This window comes from Massilia sp. IC2-477, from assembly GCF_020707265.1.
Classification (GTDB): Bacteria; Pseudomonadota; Gammaproteobacteria; order Burkholderiales; family Burkholderiaceae_D; genus Telluria.
Window position 1 is genome coordinate 318,218 of sequence record NZ_JAJFEQ010000003.1, and the last position, 25,170, is coordinate 343,387.

Below are 25,170 nucleotides of genomic sequence, written 5' to 3' on the forward strand. Positions count from 1 at the left end.
AGGGTGGGCGGGTTTGCCGCCCGCGCAGCGATCTACGCCGCTTCGATCAGCGACTGGTTGCCCAGCCACTCCAGCAGCGCCTGCGGCGACAGCGGGCGCGAGAACAGGAAGCCCTGCGCCAGCGGGCAGCCCAGCGAGCGCAGGATGTGCGCCTGGCGTTCGTCCTCGACCCCTTCCGCGATCACCGACAGGCCCAGGTTGCGGCCCAGCTGGATCACCATTTCCGCGATGCTGCTGCCGCGCGCCGACCCCGTGATCTCGGTAACGAAGGTGCGGTCGATCTTGAGCCGGTCCACCTGCAGCCGCTGCAGGTGCGAGAGCGAGGAAAAGCCGGTGCCGAAGTCGTCGATCGCGATCGACACGCCGGTGCGCTTGACCTGGGCCAGCTTCTCGACCAGCAGGGCCGGCTCTTCCATCGCCATCGATTCGGTGATCTCCAGTTCCACGTATTCGGGCGGCGCGCCGGTGTCGTCGAGCGCGCGGCGCAGCATCTCCACGAAATGCGGATGGCGGAACTGCACCTGCGAGACGTTCACCGACATCGTGAAGCGCTCATGCCCGGCCGCGCGCAGGCGCACCAGCTCCATCAGGGCCTGGCGCAGCACCCATTCGCCGATGTCGACGATCAGCCCGGAATACTCGGCGATCGGGATGAAGCGGTCCGGCCCCACCAGGCGTCCATCCTCGGTGCGCCAGCGCAGCAGCGCCTCGGCACCGAAGGCGCGGTTATTCGCCAGGTCGACCTGGGGCTGGTAGGCGAGGAACAGTTCGCCGCGCTGGAAGCCGCTGCGCAACGCGTGCATCATGCGCACCCGCTCGCGGATCTCGACTCCCATGCTGCGCGAGAAATAGAAGTGGCCGGCGCGCTGCTGCGACTTGGCGCGCTTGAGCGCGATGTCGGCGTCCTTCAGCGCATCGGCGCCGCTGCCGTCGTGTTCCACCAGGCGCACCAGGCCGAGCGTGGCGGAGACCTGCACGTCCTGGCCGTCGATGTGGAAGGGCACGCGGAACAGCGCCTGGATCGAGGCCGGCTGCACCGCGCCGGCGTCGCCCAGCACGCAGAAGATGTCGCCGCCGATGCGCGCCACCTGCAGGCGCGGATCGAGGCGCGACTTGAGGCGCTTGCCGACCGACACCAGCAGCAGGTCGCCGAAGTGGTGGCCGAGCGCGTCGTTGGTCTCGGCGAAGTGGTCGAGATCGACCAGGGCCAGGGTGGCATTGCCGCGCTGCGGGCTGGCCAGCATCGCGTCGATCAGTTCGACCAGGCGGGTGCGGTTCGGCAGGCCGGTAAGCTGGTCGCGGAACGCGGCCTGGTTCAGGTGGGTCACGAGTTCCACGTTGTCGAGGCCCACCGCGACCACGCTGGCGAAGACGTCGAGCAGGCGCCGTTCGATGTCGGAAGCAGGGCGCGCGAACGGGATGCAGGCGGCGAAGTCGCGTCCCGCCTTGCCCGGGAAGTGCAGCGACAGCCAGCCGTCGGCGTGGATGCCGGCGCGCGTGGCCAGGGTGCGTCCGGCCACGCTGGCCAGCGCCGCATGGCGCAGCGGACTGAGTTCGCGTCCTTCGAGTGCGGCCTGCTCGCCGGTGGCGGCGACCACGTGCAGCACGTCCGGGCGGCCCTGGCCGCTCTCGCGCACGCACAACACGCCTGCGCTCTCCTGGCCGAGCAGGGCGGCGGCCTGGCGCAGCACGCCCTGGGCCACGTCGCGCACCCCGTGCAGGGTCATCAGGTGGGCGCCGGCCGAGACGATCTGCTCGAGGCCCGCGCGGCTGGCGTCGAGGGCGCGCAGCTGCTGGTAGGAGCGCACCGCCGCGGCGACCGCGGTGTACAGCTTGGTGCGGGTGAGTTCGGACTTGGTGCGGTAATCGTTGATGTCGTAGCCGCGGATGGCCTCGAGTTCCGGCGCATAGCCCGGCTGGCCGGTACGCAGGATGATGCGGACCTCGATCATGCCCAGCTCTTCGCGAATCCTGCGCACCAGCTGCAGGCCGGCGTCGGGACGCTCCATCACCACGTCGAGCAGAATCACGGCGATGTCGGGCTGCTGCTGCAGGATGGCGCGGGCTTCCTCGGCCGTGTAGGCGTGCAGGAAAGCCAGCGGCCGGCCCTGCATCTCGACATTCTTCAGGGCGAAGGTGGTGGTCGAGTGCACGTCGGCGTCATCGTCGACGACCAGGATGCGCCAGACTGCCCTGGTGCCCGCGAACGAGGTCGCGTCCGCCTCGTCCACGAAGACCAGGTCGTCTCCGTCGGCCGGGGCGTCCGTCGGTTTGCCGGTGGGCGGCATCGGGGCAGACATGCGCTACTTCTCCAGTTTGGCTGGCTTTTGATGCATCCAGTATATCCGCCTGTTGCCACAATGGAAGCCCCAAAGAGGCCGAAACAACAAATATGTATCCATGCGGCAACTATTTACTACTAAAGTAACAGAAAAGGGCCTACAAGGCCGGGGCGGCGCGGGACTGGTAGAATGACAAACCCACGACTTCCACAGATCGACCACCATGTCCGGCAACTCCTTCGGCAAGCTGTTCTCCGTCACCACCTTCGGCGAGTCGCATGGCCCGGCCATCGGCTGCGTCATCGATGGCTGCCCGCCGGGCATGGCCTTGAGCGAAGCCGACATCCAGCCCGAGCTTGACCGTCGCAAGCCCGGCACCTCGCGCCACGTGACCCAGCGCCAGGAAGCGGACCGGGTGCAGATCCTGTCGGGCGTGTACCAGGGCGTCACGACCGGCACACCGATCGCGCTCCTGATTCCGAACGAAGACCAGCGCAGCAAGGACTACGGCAACATCCTCGATTCCTTCCGTCCCGGCCACGCCGACTACACCTACTGGCACAAGTACGGCGTGCGCGACCCGCGCGGCGGCGGCCGCTCGTCGGCGCGCCTGACCGCGCCCGTGGTCGGCGCCGGCGCGGTGGCGAAAAAGTGGCTGCGCGAGCAGTACGGCACCGAGTTCTTCGGCTGCATGCGCCAGCTGGGCGACATCGAGGTGCCGTTCCAGTCCTTCGAACACGTGCATGCCAATCCCTTCTTCGCGGCGAGCGCCGACGCCGACCTGCTGGCGCGCATGGAAGCGGCGATGGACGAACTGCGCCGCGCCGGCGACTCGATCGGCGCCCGCATCGATGTGGTGGCACGCGGCGTACCGGTGGGCTGGGGCCAGCCGATCTACGACAAGCTCGATGCCGACATCGCTTACGCGATGATGGGCATCAATGCGGTCAAGGGCGTCGAGATCGGCGCGGGCTTCGGCTCGGTCGCCCAGAAGGGCTCGGAGCACGGCGACGAACTGACGCCGGAAGGCTTCGTCGGCAACAACGCGGGCGGGGTGCTGGGCGGGATCTCGACCGGGCAGGACATCACGGTGTCGATTGCGATCAAGCCCACGTCCTCGATCCGCACGCCGCGCCGTTCGATCGACAAGGAAGGCAATCCGGTCATGGTCGAAACCTTCGGCCGGCACGATCCCTGCGTGGGGATCCGGGCGACCCCAATCGCGGAAGCGATGCTGGCGCTGGTGCTGATCGACCACGCGCTGATGCACCGGGCGCAGTGCGGGGATGTGAAGGTGGGGACGCCGACGCTGGGGTGAGGTCTTGTGCGGCCTAACCGAAGCCGCTCGGTTCTATCGTCCATCAGCTTTAACCAACGTCATCCCGGCGAAGGCCGGGATCCAATTCCGTAGCTCAGTGGCGGCGCTTCGCGGATGTGTTGCTGGGGGCGGAACGAACTTGGATCCCGGCCTGCGCCGGGATGACGGTCTTTAGGCTAGCGGTACTAACTAAGGCACGGGCTGCGGCTGTGCAGAATCACACCCGTGTCGCCACCGCCTCCACCTGGTGCCGCCTCTCCACCGTCCGCACCACCAGCCCGCGCAGGTCGTTCAGCAGCGAGAACTCGGTCTGGCTCAGCACCACCTGCGGGAAGCTGTCGTCCCATTCGCCGTAGATGAAGCCGGCCGGCTGGCCGTGCGCGCACAGCGGGATCACGACGAAGCAGCGCGCGTCGCTCAGGGTGCCTTTCCACCAGCCGGGCAGCTTGGCCGCGAACTTGGCGTCGCGGGCGTTCTCGATGAAGATCACGCGGTCGCTGCCGAGCGCCGCATGGAAGACATTGGGTTCGTAGCCGTCGTCGAACACCAGGTTCGGAAGCAGCGCCTTGCTGCCTTCGCCCAGGCCCAGGCGCGCCGCGTACCTGCCTTCGCGGCGGTTGCGCAGGAAGGCGAACGAGCGGGTGAAGGACAGGCCCTTGTGGATGGTCTCGAGCGCCATCGACATCATCTGGCCCGGGGTCGCGCTCACGCCGGCGTCGCGCATGTCGGCCACGCCGCTCATCAAGACCTTGTTGCCGGCCATGCGCTTGCGCGTGGCGGCCGCCAGCTTGGCGCGCTTCTCGGCGGGTTTCGCCAGCGGGGCGATGCTCAGGTCGGAGGCGGCGCTTTCGCGCGCCTTGCCGATCGCGCCGACCAGGCTAGCTGCCTCCACGCCCAGCATCGGCGCGAAGCTCTCTGCCAGCGCGGCCACGCGCTCGCCCGCGGCCTCGTCGTCGTGCCACAGCGCGTCGGCGGCCTGGGTCGACATGGTGCCGAGGGCGGCCAGCCAGTCGTCGTGGCCGAAGCCGTCTTCGCGCTCGCGCGGCTCGATGCGGCGCATGCCGGCGATCAGGTTGCGCGGCAGGCCCCAGTGCTCGGCGGTGGCGCGGCCGACCGCTTCCAGCGACAGGCCGAGGATGGCTTCGGCTGCCGTTTCCTCGCGCCCGGCGCCCGCGCTCTCGCGCAGCTGGCTCCAGCGCTCCGGCATGTAGAAGGTGACCATCATGCGGCCCAGCGAATGCAGGATCGAGCAGACCACGGCTTCTTCCGGATCGCGCGAGACGGCGCTGGCGGCTACCTGCTGGGCCACCATCCCGGCCAGCACCGCCTTTTCCATCTCGATGTGGGCGGTCTCGGTGTCGGGCGTGGACTTGGCCAGTTCCTCGATCAGCTTCAGACCCAGGGCCAGGTGGCCGATCGCCTCGGTGCCCAGCACCAGCACGGCTTTCGACACGGTGTTGATGCGCTGGCCGAAGGCGGAATACATGCCGCTGTTGGCCAGGCGGAGTACCTTCTGCGTCAGGACCGGGTCCGACAGCACGGTCTGGGTCATCGAGAATTCGCGCTCGTCCTCGCCGCGCATCGAGGCCAGGATCGCGTTGATGGCCTTGGTGAAGCCCGGCATGTCGCCCTGCCTGCGGGTGCGTTCCCACAGCAGGGAGAGGGTGGCGTCGGCGCGTGGCGAGCGGGGGGTGTCGCTTGAAGTCATCATGGTTTGCCCGCCGGGAGGTCGTGCGGCAGTAATTCGGTATAAAGATTCTCGGTGAGCGCGGCCACGGCGACGTGGGCCGGCATCGGCTTGCCGGTCAGGTAGCCCTGCACGTAGTGGCAGCCCAGCTTGTCGAGCCAGGCCAGCTGCGCTTCGGTCTCGACGCCCTCGGCTACCACCGACAGGTCGAGGTGCTTGGCCAGGTCGAGCACGGCGTTGCAGATCGCGGCGTCCTTCTCGGCGCCCGGCAGGTCCTTGACGAAAGCGCGGTCGACCTTCAGCACCGAGATCGGGAAGCGCTTCAGGTAAGCCAGGCTGGAATAGCCGGTGCCGAAGTCGTCGATCGCGATGCGCGCGCCGCGTTCGGCCATCTTGGCCAGCACCGACTCGGCATGCACCGGGTCGACCATCAGCGTGCCCTCGGTGATCTCGAGCACGAGTTTGCTGCCCGGGGTGCCGGACAGGGCCAGCGCATCGTCGAGCACCGTGAGGAACTTGTCGCTCCTGAACTGGCGCGGGCTGATGTTGACCGAGATGTAGAGCTCGCGGCCGGCCACTTCCTCGAACTGGCGGATCTGCATGCAGGCCGCTTTCAGGGCCCAGGCGCCCAGCAGGTTGATCAGGCCATTGGTTTCGGCGATCGGGATGAAGCGCACCGGCGGCACCATGCCGAGGGTCGGGTGCTTCCAGCGCATCAGGGTCTCGAAGCCCTCGATGGTGCGGTTGCGCGCGTCGACGATCGGCTGGTAGTAGAGCTGGAATTCGCCTTCGCGCACCGCGTTGAACATCGCGGCCTCGAGCGAGATGTCGTGTTCGGGCGGGCCCTGGTCGCGCGGGCTGTAGGTGACGGCGCGCGCCTTGCCGGTCTCCTTGGCGCGCGACATCGCGGTGTCGGCCAGGGTCACCAGGCGCACTTCGTCTTCCGCATGCTCGGGATAGGTCGCCACGCCGATCGAGCCGGCCAGGTAGATGGTGTGGCCGTCGATCTCGAACGGCGACTGCAGCGCCGCCATCAGGCGGCCGGTGACCAGCTTGATCTGCGGCTCGTTGCTCGATCCCGGCAGCACCGCGACGAACTCGTCGCCGCCGACACGCGCCAGGGTGTCGCTGTCGCGCAGGGTGCGGCGCAGGCGGCCGGCGGCCATGCGCAGCACCGCATCGCCGATTGCGTGGCCGAGGCCATCGTTGACCTTCTTGAAGCCGTCCAGGCCGATGGTGGCGACCGCAAAACCCTGGCCGGAACGGCGCGCGTTGGCGATCACCATGCGGATGCGGTCGGACAGCAGGACCCGGTTGGGCAACTCGGTCAGCGCGTCGTGGGTCGCCATGTGGCGCAGGCGCTCTTCGGTGGCGTGCTGGGCCGACATGTCGCGGCCGATGATCAGGAGCGGGGCGTCGTCGCCGGATGCCAGCAGGCCGATGCGCAGCTCGAACCAGATATCGCGCTCGCCGCAGCGGAAGCGCGCCTCGACCACGTTCGCGCCGCCGTTCGCGCCGGTGCTCACCAGGGCGTTGCGCAGGGCCGGCTGGTCGACGTCATGGACCAGCGAGACTACCGGGCGGCCGTCGATCTCCACCCCGGTCAGGCTCAAGGCGCGGCGGCTTGCGGCGCGCACCTGGCCACCCAGGGTGACGCGGAGCACGATGTCGCCGGCGGCTTCGAGCAGGCTGTCGAGCAGCCCGGATGGCTGCTTGCGCGGCTCGAACTTGGCGGCGGTGGAACTGGTGTGCATTCTTTAATGTCTGCCTTCTTGTTGCTGGGACGCGCTGACAGGCCACGTGTAAACCATGCAAGTCTACCAAACCGAGGGTCAATGTAGCACTGAAAGATTCTGAAAGGCATTAAAAATCACAAGCGCCGATCATCTTTGCGCTGGCTCAGCGGCTTGCCCCGCTGCCTTCTTTGCGCTAGCGTCTTGTTGCCTCGACAAGCAGGACGTATGCAGGTATTGTCGCCGATTCTTTATAGTTAGCAAATTCTCGGCCTCACATTGGCCCCGGAATGCTCCTGGAATGATGCTTGGTTGCAACACCCAACCGCGAGAGACACACGATGAATTCCTTCGACACCCATGAAGTGCTCAACCAGGCCGCCCCCTTCGCAGACGTGAACCTGTTCCGGTGTGACCCGGCACTTCGGGAGGCGGTCGAACGCGAGGGCGCCGGCTGGGCCGGTGCGGAACTCGATGCGCTCGGTGCTGAGCTGGGCCGCGCCGAGATCCTCGAGCTGGCGCGGGTGGCCAATGCCAACGGGCCGCGCCTGATGAGCTACGACCGCAGCGGCAGGCGCGTGGATGAAATCGAATTCCACCCGGCCTGGCACCAGCTGATGTCCCTGCTGGTGGGCGCCGGCGCCCACGCCGCGCCCTGGCGCGCGCCGCGGCCGGGTGCGCAGGTGGCGCGTGCGGCCCAGTACCTGTTGTTCGGCCAGGTGGAAAACGGCGTGCAGTGTCCGGTGACGATGACCTTCGCTTCGGTGCCGGCGCTGCGCCGCGCGCCCGCGCTGGCGGAGCAGTGGCTGCCGAAGATCCTCTCGAACGAGTACGACCCGCGCTCGCTGCCGGTGTCGCACAAGCGCGGCGCCCTGGTCGGCATGGGCATGACGGAAAAGCAGGGCGGCAGCGACGTGCGCGCCAATACCACGCGCGCCGAACCGATACTCGGCGGCGACGGGGCCTGGCGCATCGTCGGCCACAAATGGTTCTTCTCGGTGCCGCAGGCCGATGCGCACCTGATCCTGGCCCAGACCGACGCAGGTGGCAGCGCCGGACTTTCCTGCTTCTTCGTGCCGCGTTACCTCCCCGACGGCAGCCGCAACGCGATCCGCGTGCAGCGCCTGAAGGACAAGCTGGGCAACCGCTCGAACGCCTCGTCCGAAGTCGAATTCCACGGCGCCCACGGCTGGATGATCGGCGCCCCGGGCCGCGGCATTCCGACCATCCTCGAAATGGGGGGCTACACCCGGCTCGACTGCGTGCTGGGCAGCGCCGGCATCATGCGCGCGGCCCTGTGCCATGCGCTGCACCACGCGCGCGGACGCAATGTGTTCGGGCGCGTGCTCAGCGAGCAGCCCCTGATGCAGAACGTGCTGGCCGACCTCGCGCTCGAATCCGAGGCGGCCACCGCGTTTGCGCTGCGCCTGGCGCGCTGCTTCGACCAGCCGGACGATCCGGCCGAGGCCCTGCTCGGCCGCATCCTGACCGCGGCCGGCAAGTACTGGATCTGCAAGCGCGGCCCGGCCTTCGGTGCCGAGGCGATGGAAGTCATGGGCGGCAACGGCTATGTCGAGGACGGACCGCTGGCGCGCATCTATCGCGAACTGCCGGTGAATTCGATCTGGGAGGGGTCCGGCAACGTGATGTGCCTGGACCTGCTGCGCGCCCTTGGCAAGTCGCTGCCGGAGGCAGGCGCGGCGCTGGCCGCGGAACTGATGCCGGCGGCCGGACTCGACCCGCGCTTCGCCGCCTGTGCCGAAGCCTTGCTGGACGAGCTGCCGGCGCTGGTGCAGGACGAGGGCGGGGCGCGCCGCCTGGCCGAGCGCCTGGTGCTGGCGGTGCAGGGCGCGCTGCTGCTGCGCCATGCGCCGGGCTACGTGGCGGACGCTTTCGTCGCCTCGCGCGTCGCGCGCGAACCGGGCGGCGCCTTCGGCCGGCTGCCGGCCGGCACCGACTGCGCGGCGATCCTGGCGCGCACCCTGGTGACCTGAGTACGAAGGACAAAGCGTGGCCGCGGGCCGATTCTTGTCGAAATGTGCATAAAAAGAAGGGACAAACGGGCGCGCGGCTGGGATAATGCCGGTTGACGCTTCACACCCATCCCGTTTGACATACACCATGAAACAAGATCCGCGCTTTCCCAACCTCTTCATCCTGAACCACCCGCTCATCCAGCACAAGCTGTCGCACATGCGCGAGCACGACACCTCGACGCGCACCTTCCGCGAGCTGCTGCGGGAAATCACGCTCTTGATGGGGTATGAGATCACGCGCGACCTGCCGCTCACCACCCGCACCGTGCAGACCCCGCTGGTGACCATCGAGGCGCCGGTCATCGCCGGCAAGAAGCTGGCCATCGTGCCGATCCTGCGTGCCGGCATCGGCATGAGCGACGGCCTGCTGGAACTGGTGCCATCGGCGCGCGTCGGCCACATCGGCGTGTTCCGCGACCCGGACACCCACGAGCCGGTCGAATACCTGGTGCGCCTGCCGGATACCAACGAGCGCACCTTCATCCTGTGCGATCCGATGGTTGCGACCGGCAATTCGGCGGTGCATGCCGTCGACGTGCTGAAGAAGCGCGGCGTCTCCAGCGACCAGATCCTGTTCCTGGCGCTGGTGGCTGCGCCGGAAGGCATCGAGGTGTTCCACAAGGCCCATCCGGACGTGAAGGTGTATGTCGCCTCCCTCGACTCGCACCTGAACGAAGACGCCTACATCGTGCCGGGCCTGGGCGATGCGGGCGACCGCATCTTCGGCACCAAATAAGCCCGACGGGACGGCGACCATGCACGGGGCGGACCAGCAGTTCTTCTCGCGCCTGGCGTCGGCGAACGCCAGCTTCGCCGATAAACTGCCTGCCGTGCTCGAGCGCCTCGGGCTGCTGGCCGCCGGGCTCGACCCGGCGGCGCCGGCAGCAAGCGCGGCCGAGCTGCAGGCGATGCTGCACACCTTGGCCGGCTCCGCCGCCACCTTCGGCTACCGCGGCCTCGGCCAGCACGCCCGCGCGCTCGAACAGCGCCTGCGGGTGCTGACCGCCTTCGAACAGGTTGCTGCCAGCGACTGGTCAGCCTGGGTCGGCGAACTGGCGCAGTTCGTGGCGGCGGCGCAGCACAATCCGCGTGGCCTGGCCGACATCCCCAAAGGCGCCTAAGCCCGTTTTGCGCTGGGGATAATGCGCGTGCGCAATAAGTCACTGCTGAATCGTTTGATCCGGCGCAAATTTCCATCCACTCGTTGGCCTATAGTTTTTCGTGTGCCGATTCAAAAACGCCCCCATAAAAGTTGAACATAGGAATTTTTATGGGAATTGTTGCGGTTACGCGCTTATTTATTTTGCGAAGTGCGTGTCGCACCGATTTTATTCGGTATAATGCGGGATCGTTGGGTTGTAGGTAGTAGTGCAGTCTGTCTGTCATTCCTTTCTTGCTTCTTCAAACGATCTTAAACGGGCGTAAGCCCAACTTAACTGAAATAGGAAATTGTAATGGCAACTGGCATCGTTAAATGGTTCAATGACTCGAAGGGTTTCGGCTTCATCACCCCTGATGAAGGCGGCGAAGATCTGTTCGCTCACTTCTCGGCTATCCAGACCAACGGCTTCAAATCGCTGCAAGAGAACCAGCGCGTGTCGTTCGACGTGACCACTGGCCCGAAGGGCAAGCAGGCCGCGAACATCCAGCCGCTGTAATCGCTCTCCAGCGATAGTAAAAAATCCCCGGATCGCCGGGGATTTTTTTTGCCCGTCGGATCCGCTACACCGTCAAATCTGCCAGTAATTCGGCTGAGAATAGTTTCGGCGCAGGAAATCGACGAAAGCGCGGATGCGCAAGGGCAGGTGCTGGCGCTGGGCGAATACCGCGTAGATGTCATTCCCCGGCGCCGCGAATTCGTCGAGCACCGTGCACAATTCGCCAGATGCGATCTGGCTTCCGACTTCCCACATCGAGCGCCAGGCCAAGCCCTTGCCGGCCAGCGCCCAGGCGTGCAGTACGGCGCCGTCGTTGCACTCCATGTTGCCGCCCACTTTCAGCGTGACCGGCTTGCCCGCATCGAGAAAGGTCCAGCCGCGCTGGCTGCCTTCGCTGCTGATCGCCAGGCAGTTGTGCCTGGCTAGGTCGGCCAGCACGCGCGGCCTGCCGTGGCGCTTGAGGTAGGCGGGCGTGCCCACGACCACGCGGTGGTTGTCCGCCAGCTTGGTGCCGACCAGGCTGGAATCGGTCAGGCTGGCGATGCGAATCGCCACGTCCACGCCTTCGCCGACGACGTCGACCAGGCGGTCGGTGAGGTTCAGGTTGACCGTCACGTCGCGATGCTCGGCGAGGAAAGAGGGCAGCAGGGGCGCGACGTGCTGGCGTCCGAAGCCGGCCGGGGCCGAGACGAACAGGTGTCCGCTGGCATGGGCGCTGCGCTCGCTCGCGGCGGCTTCGGCTTCCTCCAGTTCGCTGAGGATGCGCTGGCAATCCTCCAGGAAGGCGGCGCCCTCGTCGGTCAGCACCAGGCGGCGCGTGGTCCGCTGCAGGAGCTTGACCCCGAGCCGTGCCTCCAGGGCGTCGAGGCGGCGGCCGATCATGGCCGGTGCGATGCCCTCGGCGCGCGCCGCCGCCGACAGGCTGCCGCGCGCTACCACTTCCACGAAGGTCGAGATCTGCCTGAACTTGTCCATGTGCGCTTCCCCATTTGATACAAAAACGCACAGATGTAGTGAGAAAATGTATCGTTTAGCTATCTGTAAGTGAATATACTTGATGCTATGACAAACGCCAAGGCTGCCGTCCAGGCCTGGCGCGCACCGGTTTTCTATTTACAGGAGCAAGCGCAATGACCATCGCCATCCCCGCCGGCATGCAGATCACGGCCGACATCAAGCCCGGTTACGAACGGATCCTCACGCCTGAGGCACTCGAGCTGGTCGCGAAGCTGAGCCGCGCCTTCGAGCCGCGCCGCCAGCAGCTGCTTGGCGCCCGCGCCGAGCGTGCGCGCCGCCTCGACGCCGGCGAGCGCCCGGACTTCCTGCCGGAGACGGCTCACATCCGCGAAGGCGACTGGAAGGTCGCGCCGATCCCGCAGGCGCTCGAATGCCGCCGCGTCGAGATCACCGGCCCGGTCGAGCGCAAGATGGTCATCAACGCGCTGAACTCGGGCGCGGACAGCTACATGACCGACTTCGAAGATTCGAACACGCCCAACTGGGACAACCAGATCACGGGCCAGGTCAACATGTCCGACGCCGTGCGCGGCACGATTTCGCTCGAACAGAAGGGCAAGACCTACAAGCTGAACGACAAGGTCGCGACCCTGGTCGTGCGTCCGCGCGGCTGGCACCTGGATGAAAAACACGTGCTGGTCGACGGCAAGCGCGTCTCCGGCGGCATCTTCGACTTTGCGCTGTTCATGTTCCACAATGCAAAGGAACAGCTGGCGCGCGGCGCCGGTCCGTATTTCTACCTGCCGAAGATGGAATCGCACCTCGAAGCGCGCCTGTGGAACGACATCTTCGTGATGACCCAGGAAGAGCTCGGCCTCCCGCGCGGCACCATCAAGGCCACCGTGCTGATCGAGACCATCCTGGCCGCCTTCGAGATGGACGAAATCCTGTACGAGCTGCGCGAGCACAGCGCCGGCCTCAATGCGGGCCGCTGGGACTACATCTTCTCATGCATCAAGAAGTTCAAGCTGGACAAGGACTTCTGCCTGGCCGACCGCGCCAAGGTGACCATGACGGCGCCCTTCATGCGTGCCTACGCGCTGCTGCTGCTCAAGACCTGCCACAAGCGCGGTGCGCCCGCGATCGGCGGCATGTCGGCGCTGATCCCGATCAAGAACGATCCGGCCAAGAACGACGTCGCGATGGGCGGCGTACGCAATGACAAGGCGCGCGATGCGACCGACGGCTATGACGGCGGCTGGGTGGCGCACCCGGGCCTGGTGGAACTGGCGATGACGGAATTCGTCAAGGTGCTGGGCGAGCGCCCCAACCAGATCGACAAGCAGCGTCCGGACGTGAACGTCACGGCAGCCGAACTGCTCGACTTCAAGCCGGAAACGCCGATCACGGAAGAGGGCCTGCGCTACAACATCAACGTCGGCATCCACTACCTGGGCGCCTGGCTCGCCGGTAATGGCTGCGTGCCGATCCACAACCTGATGGAAGACGCGGCGACCGCCGAGATCAGCCGCTCGCAGGTGTGGCAGTGGATCCGTACCCCGAAAGGTGTGCTGGAAGATGGCCGCAAGGTCACGGCCGACATGGTGCGCGCGATGATTCCGGAAGAACTCGCCAAGGTGAAAGCCGTCGTTGCGCCGAACGAGGACAGCCCGAGCTATACGCGCGCGGCCGAGATCTTCGAACAGATGTCGACCTCGGATACGTTTGCGGAGTTCCTGACCTTGCCGCTGTACGAAGAAATCTGATGTCCGTAGGGTGGCCGGCAGAGCCGGCCACCCTACAAAATCAAAACACGTTCTTCCACTCGCGCAGCGCCGCGAACGCTTCAACCGGCGATGCCCCGGGCTTCAAACGGCCCGCATCCATCAGACTCTTCACGATCCCCGGCTCGGTAGCGCGCAGGAAGGGATTCGTCCCACGCTCCAGCCCGATCGTCGACGGCACCGTCGGCAGCCGCGTTCCACGCTTCTCGCTCGCGTCCTTCATGCGCAAGGCCAGTCCCTGGTTATCCGGCTCGACCGCCTGCGCAAAGCGCAGATTTGACACCGTATATTCATGCGCGCAATAGACCAGCGTATCGTCCGGCAGCGCCGCGAGCTTGGCGAGCGAGTCCATCATCTGGCTTGGTGTGCCTTCGAACAGGCGGCCGCAGCCGCCGGCGAACAGGGTATCGCCGCAGAACAGCCAGTGCGCACCTGGGCTGCGCCGTACATAGGCAATGTGTCCCAGGGTATGGCCCGGCACGTCAAGCACGTCGAGTTCCAGGTCGAGCCCGGGAACCGTGATGCGATCGCCTTCGCCCAGCGGGTGCGTGATGCCGTCGATGCCGTCATTGCGCGGCCCAAACACAGGCACATTTGCTTGCGCCAGCAGGGACGGTACACCGCCGATATGGTCAGCATGGTGATGGGTGAGTAAAATGGCAGTCAGGGACAGCCCGTGCTGGGTCAGCGCGTCGCGGATCGGACCGGCATCACCCGGGTCCACCACCGCGGCATGCGCGCCGTCATGGATCACCCACAGGTAGTTGTCGTTAAATGCAGGAACAGTCAGGACCGACAGGTCGCGATGTGGCTGGCTCGTCATGGTCAATACGGAAGGCTCAAGGGGTGGCATGGATAGCGCGGCTTCAGAAAAATCCATTATAGCGCTCGACCGCTGGCTGCAATCGCCGGCGGGCGCCTACGTGCGCGCCTTCGAGCAGGCCTGCCTCGACGAGCTCACCGTCGATATCTTCGGCTTCAATGCGCTGCAGATCGGCGTGCCGCAACTCGATGCGCTGGCGGCCAGCCGCATGCCCAACAAGTGGCAGGCCGCGATCCGCAGCTCGACCGCCGACGAACTCGCCTTTGCCGCGGGCGGCCAGCAGATCGCGGTGGCGCTCGATTTCGAAGAGCTGCCCTTCGCCTCGCACAGCATCGACCTGGTGGTGCTGCCGCACGTGCTCGAGTTCGCCGCCGAGCCGCACCAGGTCTTGCGCGAAGTCGAACGCGTGCTGATCCCGGAAGGGCAGGTGATCATCTGCGGCTTCAACCCGGCCAGCCTGTGGGGCATGCGCCAGGGCGTGGGCAAGGTCACGCGCAACGGCTACCTGCCGGCCTCCGGCGAGTTCATCTCTATGCCGCGCCTCAAGGACTGGTTAAAATTGCTGAATCTCGGCGTGAGCCGCAGCCACTTCGGCTGCTATGCGCCGCCGTGCCGGACAGCCCACTGGCTGAGCCGGTTCTCGATGATGGAGTCGGCCGGCCGGCGCTGGTGGCCCTACCTGGGCGCCGTGTACGTGGTCCACGCCATCAAGCGGGTCAAGGGCATGCACATCATCGGACCTGCATGGAACAAGAAAACGAGCAAGCGTCCGCAGGCAGTGCCGGCGGCGAACAGAGAATGAGCGAAACCAACAACAACGCGACCAAGGTCGAGATCTTCACCGACGGCGCCTGCAAGGGCAATCCGGGCACGGGCGGCTGGGGCGCACTCCTGGTCTCGGGTGGCCACGAAAAGGAAATCTTCGGCGGCGAGCCGAACACCACCAACAACCGCATGGAGCTGCGCGCCGTGATCGAGGCGCTAGGCGTACTCAATCGGCCATGCCAAGTGGTCCTGCACACTGACAGCCAGTACGTGCAGAAGGGGATCTCGGAATGGATCCACGGCTGGAAGGCGCGCGGCTGGAAGACCTCGACCAAGGAGCCCGTGAAGAACGACGACCTGTGGAAGGCGCTCGACCTCGCGCAGCAGCAGCACGCGGTCGAATGGCGCTGGGTACGCGGCCACAACGGTCATCCGGGCAACGAGCGGGCCGACGTGCTGGCCAACCGCGGCGCGGCATCCGTCAAGCGTTAATTTGACAACAGCGCGTCCGGCGGGCATCCCGGCCGCGATCCTGCTGCGCTATACTTCGCCTCGCTCCAACTCATCAGTAAGACATACCATGCGCCAGATCGTCCTCGATACCGAAACCACCGGCCTGAATCCCCGCACGGGCGACCGCATCATCGAAGTCGGCTGCGTCGAGATCGTCAACCGCAAACTGACCGGGAATAACTTCCACCGTTATATCAACCCGGAACGCGATTCGGACGAAGCGGCGCTGGCGGTGCACGGCCTGACGACGGAATTCCTGAGCGACAAACCGAAGTTCCACGAGATCGTCGAGGAGCTGCGCGAATTCGTGCAGGGCGCCGAAGTCATCATCCACAACGCGCCCTTCGACCTGGGCTTCCTGAACCACGAATTCCAGCGCCTCGGCCTGCCGCCCTTCACGCAGTATTGCAGCGGCGTGATCGACACCCTGGTGCAGGCCAAGGAACTCCATCCGGGCAAGCGCAACTCGCTGGACGCACTGTGCGACCGCTACGAGATCTCCAACGCCCACCGCAAGCTGCACGGCGCGCTGCTCGACTCGGAACTGCTGGCGGACGTGTACCTGGCGATGACGCGCGGCCAGAACTCGCTGACCATGGATGTCGCGGTCGAAGCCAGCGCCGGCGGCGAACTGGGCGATGCCGGTCCGCTGGGCGAGATCATCGTGCTCGCGGCCAGCAGCGACGAGCTCGCCGCGCACAACGAGGTGCTGGTGGGCCTGGACAAGAATGTGAAGGGCAGCTGCGTCTGGCGGAATTATTCGCCTTTGCAGGTGACGGCTGAGTGATCCTGTGGCATAATACGCCTCGCTTCGGGAGGTTAGCTCAGGGGTAGAGCACTGCATTCACACTGCAGGGGTCGCAAGTTCGAAACTTGCACTTCCCACCAGATTCAAAAAAGAACGCTGTCCGCGCAGGTGGACAGCGTTTTTTTATTGCTGCGCCGCGTACCATTTGAGGTCGGGTGTGATGGTCCACGCATACAAGGTCTTGCGGCCCACCCGCACGATCTCTTCGGGTGGCCACTGTCCACCCATGTGAAAGTCGTGCGACACCACCCGGCTGCCCGCGCGCAGCTGGCGCCACAGCTGCGGCATCAGTTTCAGGTTCACTTCGAACAGCAGGTAGAGCATGACGACCGTGGCCGGACTCAGGTCGGTTTCGAACAGGTCGGCCTGACGAAACTGCACCAGTTCTTCCACGCCTGCGCGGCGCGCGTTCTCGCGTGCTTCGCGGATGCGCTCGGGATCGAGGTCGATGCCGACACCCCGTACACCGTAGCGCCGCGCCGCTTCGATCACGATGCGGCCATCGCCGCAGCCCAGGTCGTACACCACGTCGCCGCGCTTGATGCGGCCCAGCGCCAGCATGCGCCGCACCAGGTCTGGCGGGGTGGGTACATAAGGCACTTTCGGCAGCGGGACCGCACCGGTGCGGCGGGGCAGGAGTAGCGCGGCGCCGGCGAGAAAGGCTGCGCAGCGCGCCAGGGTGCGCCGCTTTGGCAAGAGGATCGCAGCGTCGGTCATATCAGCGTTATTCACTGGAACACTCCAAGCTAGCTGGTCATTGCGGTTTCATATTGATGAAACTCAAGGGATAGTGCATAATACGCGCACTCGGGAGGTTAGCTCAGGGGTAGAGCACTGCATTCACACTGCAGGGGTCGCAAGTTCGAAACTTGCACTTCCCACCAGAATACAAAAAAGGCCCGCAGCGACAAACGCTGCGGGCCTTTTGCTTTGTGCCGTGCGCCTTAGGACGCAGTCTGGTTCGCGCGCAGCCAGCTGAACAGCACCGCCATCATGAAGGGGCCCACGAACAGGCCGATCACGCCCAGCGTCGACACGCCCCCGAGCAGGCCGAACAGCACTGCCAGGAAGGGCAGGTTGACGCGGTGCCCGATCAGTTTCGGGCGGATGAACTTGTCGACCATGAACAGCTCCACGGCGCCCCAGGTGAACAGGCCGAGCGCCGCGCCCGCATTGCCCTGGCCGAGCAACAGCAGCGAGACCATGGTGAAGGACAGCGGCGCGCCGCCCGGGATCAGGGCCAGGTAGCCGGTGATCACGCCGAGCAGGGCCGGGGCCGGTGCGCCAGCGACGTAGTAGGCGATGCCGAGCACGACCCCTTCGAGCACCGCGATCGAGCACAGGCCGAGCGCGGTGCCGCGCACCGACAGCGGCAGGATGCGGCGCAGGTTGGGGTAATGATCGGGCAGCAGGCGCACTCCCGCGCCGTCGACGTAGCGCACCACGGCCGGCCCGTGCAGGTAGAGGATGAACAGGGTCAGCAGCGTGAGGAACAGGTACAGCGCGTTGGCGAGGATCACCGAACCCCAGAAGCGCGCCGCGCCGGTCAGGTGCGGCATGACGTCGCCCAGCGTGGTCTGGATCAGCGCGTTCAGGCCGCCCGGCACCGCCAGGTGCTCGTTCCACCACGCGAGGATGCGCTCGGCCACCAGCGGGATGCCCTGCAGCCAGCTGGGCGCCGGCACGCCGACCTTGTTGAGTTCGAACAGCAGGCGCTGGATGCCGACCAGCTCGTTGCCGAGGGCCTTGATCAACAGCAGCGAGGGACCGACGAAGCAGAGGATCAGCAGTCCGAGCAGGATGCTGGCGCTGGCCATGCGCGGCAGGCCGCGCGCCTGCAGGCGTTGGTGCAGCGGCCAGGTGATGACCGCCAGCAGGCCGGCCCAGGCCAGCGAGCCGAGGAAGTGCTGCAGCAGCAGCGCCAGTCCGATCGCGAACAGCGTCGGCAGCACGAGTGTCGAGTAGCGCATCCTGGCCCGGGTCTCCTTTATTCTTGTTGTCTTGCTGGTCAAGCGCGCTGGAGCGCGGCGACGCGATCCTCGCACGACGGGTGGCTGCTGAACAGCGACAGCACGCCGCCGCCGGCGATGCCCGACGCCGCCATGTTCTTCGGCAGCGCGCCCTGCGCGAGGCCGCCCAGGCGCTGCAGGGCCGCGATCATCGGACGCGGGCTGCCCATGATGCTGGCGGCGCCGCGGTCGGCGCGGTATTCGCGCTGGCGCGAGAACCAGGCCACGATGATGCTGGCCAGGATGCCGAACAGGATATCGCAAACGATGGCCGTGATGGTGTAAGCGATGCCGGGGCCGGTGTTTTCCTCGTCCTTGCGCAGGAAACTGTCGACCGCGTAGGCGACCACGCGCGCCAGGAAGATCACGAAGGTGTTCACCACGCCCTGGATCAGGGTCAGGGTCACCATGTCGCCGTTGGCGATGTGGGCGACTTCGTGCGCCAGCACCGCTTCGACTTCTTCCTGGGTCATCGAGGCCAGGAGGCCCGTGGACACCGCCACCAGCGAAGCGTTCTTCGAGGCGCCGGTCGCGAAGGCATTCGGCTCGCCCTCATACACCGCGACTTCCGGCATGGCGATGCCGGCGCGCTGGGCCTGGGCGGCCACGGTGGACAGCAGCCAGGCTTCGGTCGCGTTGGCCGGCTGCGCGATCACGCGCGCACCCGTCGACCACTTGGCCATCGGCTTGGAGATCAGGAGCGAGATGAAGGCGCCGCCGAAGCCCATCAGGCCTGCGAAGACGAGCAGGGCGCCGAGGTTCAGGCCATTGGCAGTGAGGAAGCGGTTGACGCCGAGCAGGCTGGCCGAGATGCCCAGCACCAGCATGATGGCGAAGTTGGTCGCGATGAGAAGGACGATGCGTTTCATGGTTCCGGTGTGCGTTGATCGATAGCGGCAGGCGGCTTCCTGAGCCGCGCTGCTCATGCATAAGGATAAAGCACCCGGATACCCCGGGAAAAGCGAAGAATACAGAACTATTACTTCATAAAAACAGAAGTAGTGCAGAGTAAGGCACTACGGGCGCCGTCCGCTGCCGGGGCGCAGCGGATGGCGTCGCCGGCTGCTCAGCCGTGCAGGTCTTCGTCCTTGAGCGTGCCGTTCACGTACAGGCGCAGCAGGATTGCCACGGGCGGCGGGATCACGACGCCGGTTTCGAAGCGGCTGCCGCTGGACTGGGTCACGCCGAAGCGGCTCCAGAATTTCTCCTGGCTTTCGCGTTTGCGGATGCGCAGGCGGCGCAGTTCATGCGGCGCGGCAGGCCACGGGGCGTTCAGGGATGGCGCGGCCGCGGCCAGCTCGCTGCCTACCGCGTCCGTCACGACCATATCGATGCCGAATTCTTCACCCATCATTTTGCCAGCCATTGCTTGTTCCTTCCGTTCGCCCATGTCACTTCTCATTTGCAGTCAGTCGACCGCACCAGCCTTGATCGTATCCGGAAAGATATGCTCCAAGGCTCACGAAAAATCACGAGCGTCCATTTTTTGCAAATACGCGTTTTGACACGGCGGGGTGTCTGAAGTGGTAAGGTATCGGCCCATGACCTCGCCGCGACAGGAAGCCCGATCCGCATGAATCCACCCGACCCGTCCACCCAAGCGCGCGACCAGGTCCGCCAGGGCGCCATGTTGCGCGCCTTTTTCGAGCAAAGCACCGAGTACGCAGCCCTGCTGACCCCAGGCGGCACAGTGGTCGAGGTCAACCGCCAGGCGCTCGCGCCCTGGGCTTACCTGCGTGAAGAAGTGGTGGGAAGGCCGCTGTGGGAAGGCGGCTGGTGGCGCGGCGACCCGGCGCTGGTGCAGCAGGTGCGCGCCGGTGTGGCCCAGGCAGCCTCCGGGACGGTGTTTCGCTGCGGCCTGCCGTACTTCAGCGCGGACGGGAGCCGGCGCCATGCCGACGTCGTCATCGCGCCACTCTTCGGCGACGATGGCCGGGTCGAGTGCCTGTCCGCCACCGGCGCCGACGGCACTGAGCGGCGCCGGGTCGAAGAGCGCCTGCGTCTGCTGGACGACATCGGAGAGGCGACCCGGATCGCCGCCGATCCCAAGGCCATCATGGAAGGCGCCACGCGGCTGCTGGGCGAACACCTCGGCGTGACCCGCGTCGCCTACGCCGACCTGGAGCCCGACAACGACCGCTTCACCATCCGCCACGACTGGACCGAGCCGGGCGCCTTCAGCACCGTCGGCGTCTACTCGCTCGACCTGTTCGGCTCGCGCGCCACGTCCCGGCTGCGGGTCGGCCTCGATCTGGTGGTCAACGACGTCGACGCGGAACTCGCGCCCGACGACGGCGCCGACATGTTCAACCGGATCGGCATCAAGGCCATCATCTGCTGCCCGCTGGTCAAGCAGGGCAGGCTGGTGGCGATGATGGCGGTGCACCAGCGCGCGCCGCGGCGCTGGACGGCGGACGAGATCGCGCTGGTCGACGCCGTGGTCGAGCGCTGCTGGGCCCACATCGAGCGGGTGCGCTCGACCGAAGCCCTGCGCGAGGCCGACCGCCACAAGTCGGAATTCCTGGCCACGCTGGCGCACGAACTGCGCAATCCGCTGGCGCCGATCCGCAACGGACTGGAGGTGCTGCGCGTCAGCGAGGGCAAGCCGGAAGCGATGGCGCGGGTGCGCGCCATGATGGAGCGCCAGGTGGGACACATGGTCCACCTGATCAACGACCTGCTCGACATCGCCCGCGTCTCGACCGGCAAGGTGGTGCTGAAGGTCGAGCGCGTCACGCTGCAGGCGGTGGTCGCCAGCGCCGTCGAGACCAGCATGCCCCTGCTGGAGGCGGCGCGCCACACGCTGGACCTGGCGGTGCCGGAACAGCCGCTGTGGCTGGACGCCGACCACGTGCGCCTGAGCCAGGTGCTGAGCAACCTGCTGTCGAACGCCGCCAAGTACACGCCGCCGGGCGGGCGGGTGCGGATCGAGGGCGGCATGGAGGAGGGCGGCGTGGTGCTGCGGGTATCGGACACCGGCATCGGCATCGCCCAGGACGCGCTCGGCTCGATCTTCGACATGTTCACCCAGGTCGCGCGCAGCCTGGACCGCTCCAAGGGCGGGCTCGGGATCGGGCTCTCGCTGGTGCGCCACCTGGTGATGCTGCATGGCGGGACCGTCGCCGCCGAAAGCCGGGGACCAGGCCAGGGCAGCAGCTTCACCGTGCGCCTGCCGGCGGCGCAGGTAGGGGCCGAGGGTGAACCGGCGGCCCACGACGGCACTGGCGCACGCACCGGGGCCAGCATGCGCATCCTGGTCGCGGATGACAACACCGATGCCGCCGACTCGCTCGCTGCGCTGCTGCAGGCGGGTGGGCATACGGTGCGCACGGTCTACGACGGCGCCCAGGCGCTGCAGGCGGCGCCGGCGTTCGCGCCCGACCTGGCCTTCCTCGACATCGGCATGCCCGGCATGGATGGCTACCAGACCGCACGCGCCCTGCGCGCATTGCCCGGACTGAAGGACCTGCGCCTGGTGGCGCTGACCGGCTGGGGTGCGCAGGAAGACCGCGCGCGTTCGCGCGAGGCGGGCTTCGACCATCACCTGCTCAAGCCCGCTGCACCGGAACAGCTGGCAGCGATCCTGGGGGCGGAAGGAGACATCGGAGTAGAGAACTCGGGTATCATCCCTTAGTTTCCTTTCGACATCTTTGTGCTAGCCGGCGATGCATATCAAGCCCGAACCCGACAGCGCGCTGGCCGCGCGCGTCCTCAACCTCGTCGACTGCGGTCTGGTCGTGCTCGATGCCGCGCACGAGATCGTGCTGTGGAACGGCTGGATGGTGCCGCGTTCAGGCTATGGCGCCGCGCGCGTGCGCGACCGCTCCCTGTACGACGTCTTCCCCGAGTTGCGCGGTTCGCGGGTCGAGGCTGCGGTGCTGGCGGCGCTGACCGAAGAGCTGGCGACCACGGTGCCGGCGTCTAGCGGCCGCACCCCGTTCCCGCTGCGTGAAGCGGGCAGCTTCGACGGCGAGCGCATCGAGCAGGCGGTCAGCGTGACGCCGTTCAGCGAAGGCGGCGAGCGCTTCTGCCTGATCGAGATCCGCGACGTCAGCGGCGCGGCCGGCCGCGAGCGCCGCCTGCTCGACCACGCCGAGTCGCTGCGCGCCCGTTCCTATATCGATGGCCTGACCGGCATCGCCAACCGCCGCCACTTCGACGTCGCCCTCGACCGCGAACTGCGGCGCGCCCAGCGCAACGGCGGCGCGCTGTCGCTGCTGCTGATGGACATCGATTCCTTCAAGGCCTACAACGACCACTTCGGCCACCAGGAAGGCGATGCCTGCCTCACCGCGGTAGCGCAGGCACTGGCGGGCATGTGCAAGCGCCCAGCCGACGTCGCGGCGCGCTACGGCGGCGAGGAGTTCGCCGCAATCCTGCCCGACACCTCCTTGGCGCAGGCGCGTGCTCACGCGAACGCGATCCGCGAACACGTGGCGGCGTTGAAGCTGCCGCATGCGCCGTCGGCGGTGAGGCCCTGGGTGACCCTCAGCATCGGCGCGGCTGCCTGCGACCCCGAGCGCCTGAACGAACCGGCACTCCTGATCGAGGCGGCCGACAAGGCCCTGTACGCGGCCAAGCGGGGCGGGCGCGACCGCGTGGTGGCGGACGGCGACAGCAGCGCGGCCTGATCCGCACTGTGGCGCAGGCGCATCGGGCGTGCGCCAGCGCCCGCGCGATCCTGTAGAATTGCCGCACGGCAAGCCGTTAGGGCGTGCGCTCGTGCCGCTCGTGTACACTCGAAAGCACGAGGATTGCCCTGCGCGCTGCGGATACCCAAGGAACCCACGACCTCCCATGCTGATCGGCCACTATCAACCAAGCCTGGTGCTGCTCTCGATCCTGGCGGCGATCTTCGCCTCCTACACGGCCCTGAGCCTGGCGGTGCGGGTCAAGGCCGTCCAGGGCGTGGCACGGCATTTCTGGATGGCCGGCGGCGCCTTTGCCATGGGCAGCGGCATCTGGGCCATGCACTTCATCGGCATGCTCGCGTTCCGCCTGCCGATGCCGCTCGCTTACGATCCGTGGATCACCTTCGTATCCTGGCTTCTGCCGGTCGTCGTCTCCGGCCTGGCCCTGTGGCAGCTGCGCCACCGCGAGCTGGGCGGGCGCCACCTGGCCTGGGGCGCGGTGTTGATGGGCCTGGGCATCAACGCCATGCACTACACCGGCATGGCCGGCATGCGCATGGATCCGCCGATCACCTATGATCCCTGGCTGTTCCTCGCTTCGGTGGCGATCGCGATCGGCGCGTCCGCCGGCGCGCTCTGGATCGGCTTCCGGCTGGGCGCCAGCATGCGCCACCCGCGCCTGGTGCAGCTGGGCGCCGCCGTCGTGATGGGCGGCGCGATCGCCGGCATGCACTATACCGGCATGGCCGCGGCCCACTTCGAGGCCAACAGCATCTGCCGCGCCGCCGAGAATGGCGTCAACCAGGATCACCTGGCAATCCTGGTCGCGGTGGCGACCTTCGCCGTGCTCAGCATCGCGCTGCTGGCCGCCATCTTCGATACCCGGCTCGAGTCGCGCAACCGCACCCTGGCGGCCTCGCTGGAAACGGCGGCCGAGCGCCAGGAACTCTACCTGCGCGAGCAGAAGGCGCGGGTCGAGGCCGAGCACCTGAGCCAGCTGAAGGACGAATTCCTGGCCACCCTGTCGCACGAGCTGCGCACTCCGCTCAACGCGATGCTGGGCTGGTCGCAGCTGCTGCTGCAGGGCGCGCGCGACGAGGCAATGCTGCGGCGCGGCCTGGAGACCATCGAACGCAATGCGCGCGCCCAGTCGCAGCTGATCGAAGACATGCTGGACATGAGCCGCCTCATCGCCGGCAAGATCCGGGTCGAGACGCGCCCGGTGACGGCGGCCGAATTCGTCAACGCCGCGCTCGAGACCGCGCGCCCGGCGGCGATCGCCAAGCAGATCCACCTGGTGTCCGACGTCGACTACGATGCCGGGCCGGTGCTGGGCGACCCCGGGCGCATGCAGCAGGTGATGTCGAACCTGGTGTCGAACGCGATCAAGTTCACCGAACCGGGAGGCCGGGTGGCGGTAAGCGTGACGCGCGAGGGCGACGAAGTGTCGATCGACGTGGCCGATTCCGGCATCGGCATCGATCCCGAATTCCTGCCCTATGTGTTCGACCGCTTCCGCCAGGCCGACTCCTCGTCGGCGCGCCGCCATGGCGGCCTCGGGCTGGGCCTGGCGATCGCGCGCCAGCTGGTCGAGCTGCAGGGTGGTGCGATCACGGTCGCCAGCGGCGGGACCGGGCGCGGCGCCACCTTCACCGTGCACCTGCCGATCCACCAGGGCGGCGCCACGCTCGAGCCGACGGCGGCGCCCACCGCCGCGCCGGACGAGGACGCGCGCGCCGCGGCCGGCGGCAGCCTGGCGGGCCTGTCGGTGCTGGTGGTGGACGACGAACCCGATTCGCTGGAGCTGGTGCAGCAGGTACTGTCCGAGACCGGCGCCCGCATCCTCACCGCGATGAGCGCGGGCGACGCGCTGCGCATGATCGAGCGCGAGCGCCCGGACCTGTTGATCAGCGATATCGGCATGCCGCTGATGGATGGCTTCGAGCTGATCCGGCGCATCCGCGCCGCGCGCGAGCGCGCCGTGTCAAGCGTGCCCGCCATTGCGCTGACCGCATTCTCGCGCCGCGAGGACCAGCAGCGCGCCCTGGAGGCCGGATTCGACGAATACATGGCCAAGCCCCTGCGGCCGGCGGCGCTGGTGCAAATCGTGGTGGGGATGGCGGGGAAGGCCGCGGCCAAGCGCAGCAGGGCCTGATGCCTTGGCCA

General features: G+C 67.0%; 21 protein-coding genes and 2 tRNA genes. 14 read left to right on the forward strand and 9 right to left on the reverse strand.

All coding sequences use genetic code 11. The features are described from left to right. Positions 1-32 precede the first annotated feature (32 nt). Positions 33-2,300 (reverse strand): EAL domain-containing protein, encoded by a 2,268-nt coding sequence (locus tag LK542_RS07600; protein ID WP_227811421.1) that lies wholly within the window; start codon positions 2,298-2,300, stop codon positions 33-35. A gap of 205 nt (positions 2,301-2,505) precedes the next feature. On the opposite strand from LK542_RS07600, the gene aroC reads away from it, so the two are divergent. Beyond that, positions 2,506-3,600 (forward strand): chorismate synthase, encoded by a 1,095-nt coding sequence (aroC, locus tag LK542_RS07605; RefSeq protein WP_227811422.1) that lies wholly within the window; start codon positions 2,506-2,508, stop codon positions 3,598-3,600. 217 nt (positions 3,601-3,817) lie between these two features. Here aroC and LK542_RS07610 read toward each other — a convergent pair whose 3' ends face one another. Together LK542_RS07610 and LK542_RS07615 are read right to left on the reverse strand one after the other, a co-directional pair. Then, positions 3,818-5,308 carry an HDOD domain-containing protein gene (locus tag LK542_RS07610; protein ID WP_373889585.1) on the reverse strand — a complete coding sequence of 497 codons (1,491 nt, stop codon included), beginning with the start codon at positions 5,306-5,308 and terminating at the stop codon, positions 3,818-3,820. Continuing rightward, the gene (locus LK542_RS07615) at positions 5,308-7,041 is read right to left on the reverse strand and encodes a bifunctional diguanylate cyclase/phosphodiesterase (RefSeq protein ID WP_227803099.1); all 1,734 of its coding nucleotides are present in this window, start codon (positions 7,039-7,041) and stop codon (positions 5,308-5,310) included. The genes LK542_RS07610 and LK542_RS07615 overlap by 1 nt, the downstream gene beginning before the upstream one ends. Before the next feature lie 320 nt (positions 7,042-7,361). On the opposite strand from LK542_RS07615, the gene LK542_RS07620 reads away from it, so the two are divergent. The 4 genes from LK542_RS07620 (at position 7,362) to LK542_RS07635 (ending at position 10,714) form a co-directional block, all read left to right on the forward strand. Beyond that, on the forward strand, positions 7,362-9,014 hold the full coding sequence (locus tag LK542_RS07620) for an isovaleryl-CoA dehydrogenase (protein ID WP_227811423.1): 1,653 nt from the start codon (positions 7,362-7,364) through the stop codon (positions 9,012-9,014). 127 nt (positions 9,015-9,141) lie between these two features. Beyond that, complete coding sequence (gene upp / locus LK542_RS07625; RefSeq protein WP_227803097.1) at positions 9,142-9,792, forward strand: uracil phosphoribosyltransferase; 651 nt, start codon at positions 9,142-9,144, stop codon at positions 9,790-9,792. 19 nt (positions 9,793-9,811) lie between these two features. Then, positions 9,812-10,177 (forward strand): Hpt domain-containing protein, encoded by a 366-nt coding sequence (locus LK542_RS07630; protein WP_227811424.1) that lies wholly within the window; start codon positions 9,812-9,814, stop codon positions 10,175-10,177. A gap of 333 nt (positions 10,178-10,510) precedes the next feature. After that, entirely contained in the window at positions 10,511-10,714 is a 204-nt protein-coding gene (locus LK542_RS07635; protein WP_227803095.1) for a cold-shock protein, read from the forward strand. Positions 10,715-10,786: 72 nt separating this feature from the next. Here the strand turns inward: LK542_RS07635 and LK542_RS07640 are convergent, their stop codons facing one another. Beyond that, the gene (locus LK542_RS07640; protein ID WP_227803094.1) at positions 10,787-11,689 is read right to left on the reverse strand and encodes a LysR family transcriptional regulator; all 903 of its coding nucleotides are present in this window, start codon (positions 11,687-11,689) and stop codon (positions 10,787-10,789) included. Between the two features lie 155 nt (positions 11,690-11,844). Here LK542_RS07640 and aceB point away from each other — a divergent pair, with 155 nt between their 5' ends. After that, entirely contained in the window at positions 11,845-13,437 is a 1,593-nt protein-coding gene (gene aceB / locus LK542_RS07645; RefSeq protein WP_227811425.1) for a malate synthase A, read from the forward strand. 40 nt (positions 13,438-13,477) lie between these two features. Here aceB and gloB read toward each other — a convergent pair whose 3' ends face one another. Continuing rightward, positions 13,478-14,278 carry a hydroxyacylglutathione hydrolase gene (gene gloB, locus LK542_RS07650; RefSeq protein ID WP_227811609.1) on the reverse strand — a complete coding sequence of 267 codons (801 nt, stop codon included), beginning with the start codon at positions 14,276-14,278 and terminating at the stop codon, positions 13,478-13,480. A gap of 28 nt (positions 14,279-14,306) precedes the next feature. Here gloB and LK542_RS07655 point away from each other — a divergent pair, with 28 nt between their 5' ends. The 4 genes from LK542_RS07655 to LK542_RS07670 all read left to right on the forward strand — a co-directional run bounded on the left by LK542_RS07655 (position 14,307) and on the right by LK542_RS07670 (position 16,444). Continuing rightward, positions 14,307-15,080, forward strand: a complete 774-nt coding sequence (locus tag LK542_RS07655) for a class I SAM-dependent methyltransferase (protein ID WP_227803092.1) — start codon at positions 14,307-14,309, stop codon at positions 15,078-15,080. Next, on the forward strand, positions 15,077-15,535 hold the full coding sequence (gene rnhA, locus LK542_RS07660; protein ID WP_227811426.1) for a ribonuclease HI: 459 nt from the start codon (positions 15,077-15,079) through the stop codon (positions 15,533-15,535). Before LK542_RS07655 ends, rnhA begins: the two co-directional genes overlap by 4 nt. A gap of 88 nt (positions 15,536-15,623) precedes the next feature. Continuing rightward, positions 15,624-16,343 carry a DNA polymerase III subunit epsilon gene (gene dnaQ / locus LK542_RS07665; protein ID WP_227811427.1) on the forward strand — a complete coding sequence of 240 codons (720 nt, stop codon included), beginning with the start codon at positions 15,624-15,626 and terminating at the stop codon, positions 16,341-16,343. 26 nt (positions 16,344-16,369) lie between these two features. Then, positions 16,370-16,444 (forward strand) — tRNA-Val (locus LK542_RS07670). A 43-nt stretch (positions 16,445-16,487) separates the two neighbouring features. Here LK542_RS07670 and LK542_RS07675 read toward each other — a convergent pair. Beyond that, entirely contained in the window at positions 16,488-17,096 is a 609-nt protein-coding gene (locus tag LK542_RS07675; protein ID WP_227811428.1) for a methyltransferase domain-containing protein, read from the reverse strand. 77 nt (positions 17,097-17,173) lie between these two features. On the opposite strand from LK542_RS07675, the gene LK542_RS07680 reads away from it, so the two are divergent. Beyond that, positions 17,174-17,248, forward strand: a tRNA-Val gene (locus tag LK542_RS07680). A 60-nt stretch (positions 17,249-17,308) separates the two neighbouring features. On the opposite strand, the gene LK542_RS07685 is transcribed toward LK542_RS07680, so the two are convergent. The 3 genes from LK542_RS07685 to LK542_RS24880 all read right to left on the reverse strand — a co-directional run bounded on the left by LK542_RS07685 (position 17,309) and on the right by LK542_RS24880 (position 19,739). Then, positions 17,309-18,334: an AI-2E family transporter gene (locus LK542_RS07685; protein ID WP_227811429.1), complete on the reverse strand. Its 1,026-nt coding sequence runs from the start codon at positions 18,332-18,334 to the stop codon at positions 17,309-17,311. A 38-nt stretch (positions 18,335-18,372) separates the two neighbouring features. After that, complete coding sequence (gene htpX / locus LK542_RS07690) at positions 18,373-19,242, reverse strand: protease HtpX (RefSeq protein WP_227803087.1); 870 nt, start codon at positions 19,240-19,242, stop codon at positions 18,373-18,375. Between the two features lie 197 nt (positions 19,243-19,439). After that, entirely contained in the window at positions 19,440-19,739 is a 300-nt protein-coding gene (locus LK542_RS24880) for a DNA-binding transcriptional regulator (RefSeq protein WP_227811616.1), read from the reverse strand. A 207-nt stretch (positions 19,740-19,946) separates the two neighbouring features. On the opposite strand from LK542_RS24880, the gene LK542_RS07700 reads away from it, so the two are divergent. The 3 genes from LK542_RS07700 (at position 19,947) to LK542_RS07710 (ending at position 25,159) form a co-directional block, all read left to right on the forward strand. Continuing rightward, complete coding sequence (locus tag LK542_RS07700) at positions 19,947-22,007, forward strand: ATP-binding protein (protein ID WP_227811430.1); 2,061 nt, start codon at positions 19,947-19,949, stop codon at positions 22,005-22,007. Between the two features lie 31 nt (positions 22,008-22,038). Next, positions 22,039-23,004, forward strand: a complete 966-nt coding sequence (locus tag LK542_RS07705; RefSeq protein WP_227811431.1) for a GGDEF domain-containing protein — start codon at positions 22,039-22,041, stop codon at positions 23,002-23,004. A gap of 166 nt (positions 23,005-23,170) precedes the next feature. Beyond that, entirely contained in the window at positions 23,171-25,159 is a 1,989-nt protein-coding gene (locus LK542_RS07710; RefSeq protein ID WP_227811432.1) for an MHYT domain-containing protein, read from the forward strand. Positions 25,160-25,170: the final 11 nt, after the last annotated feature.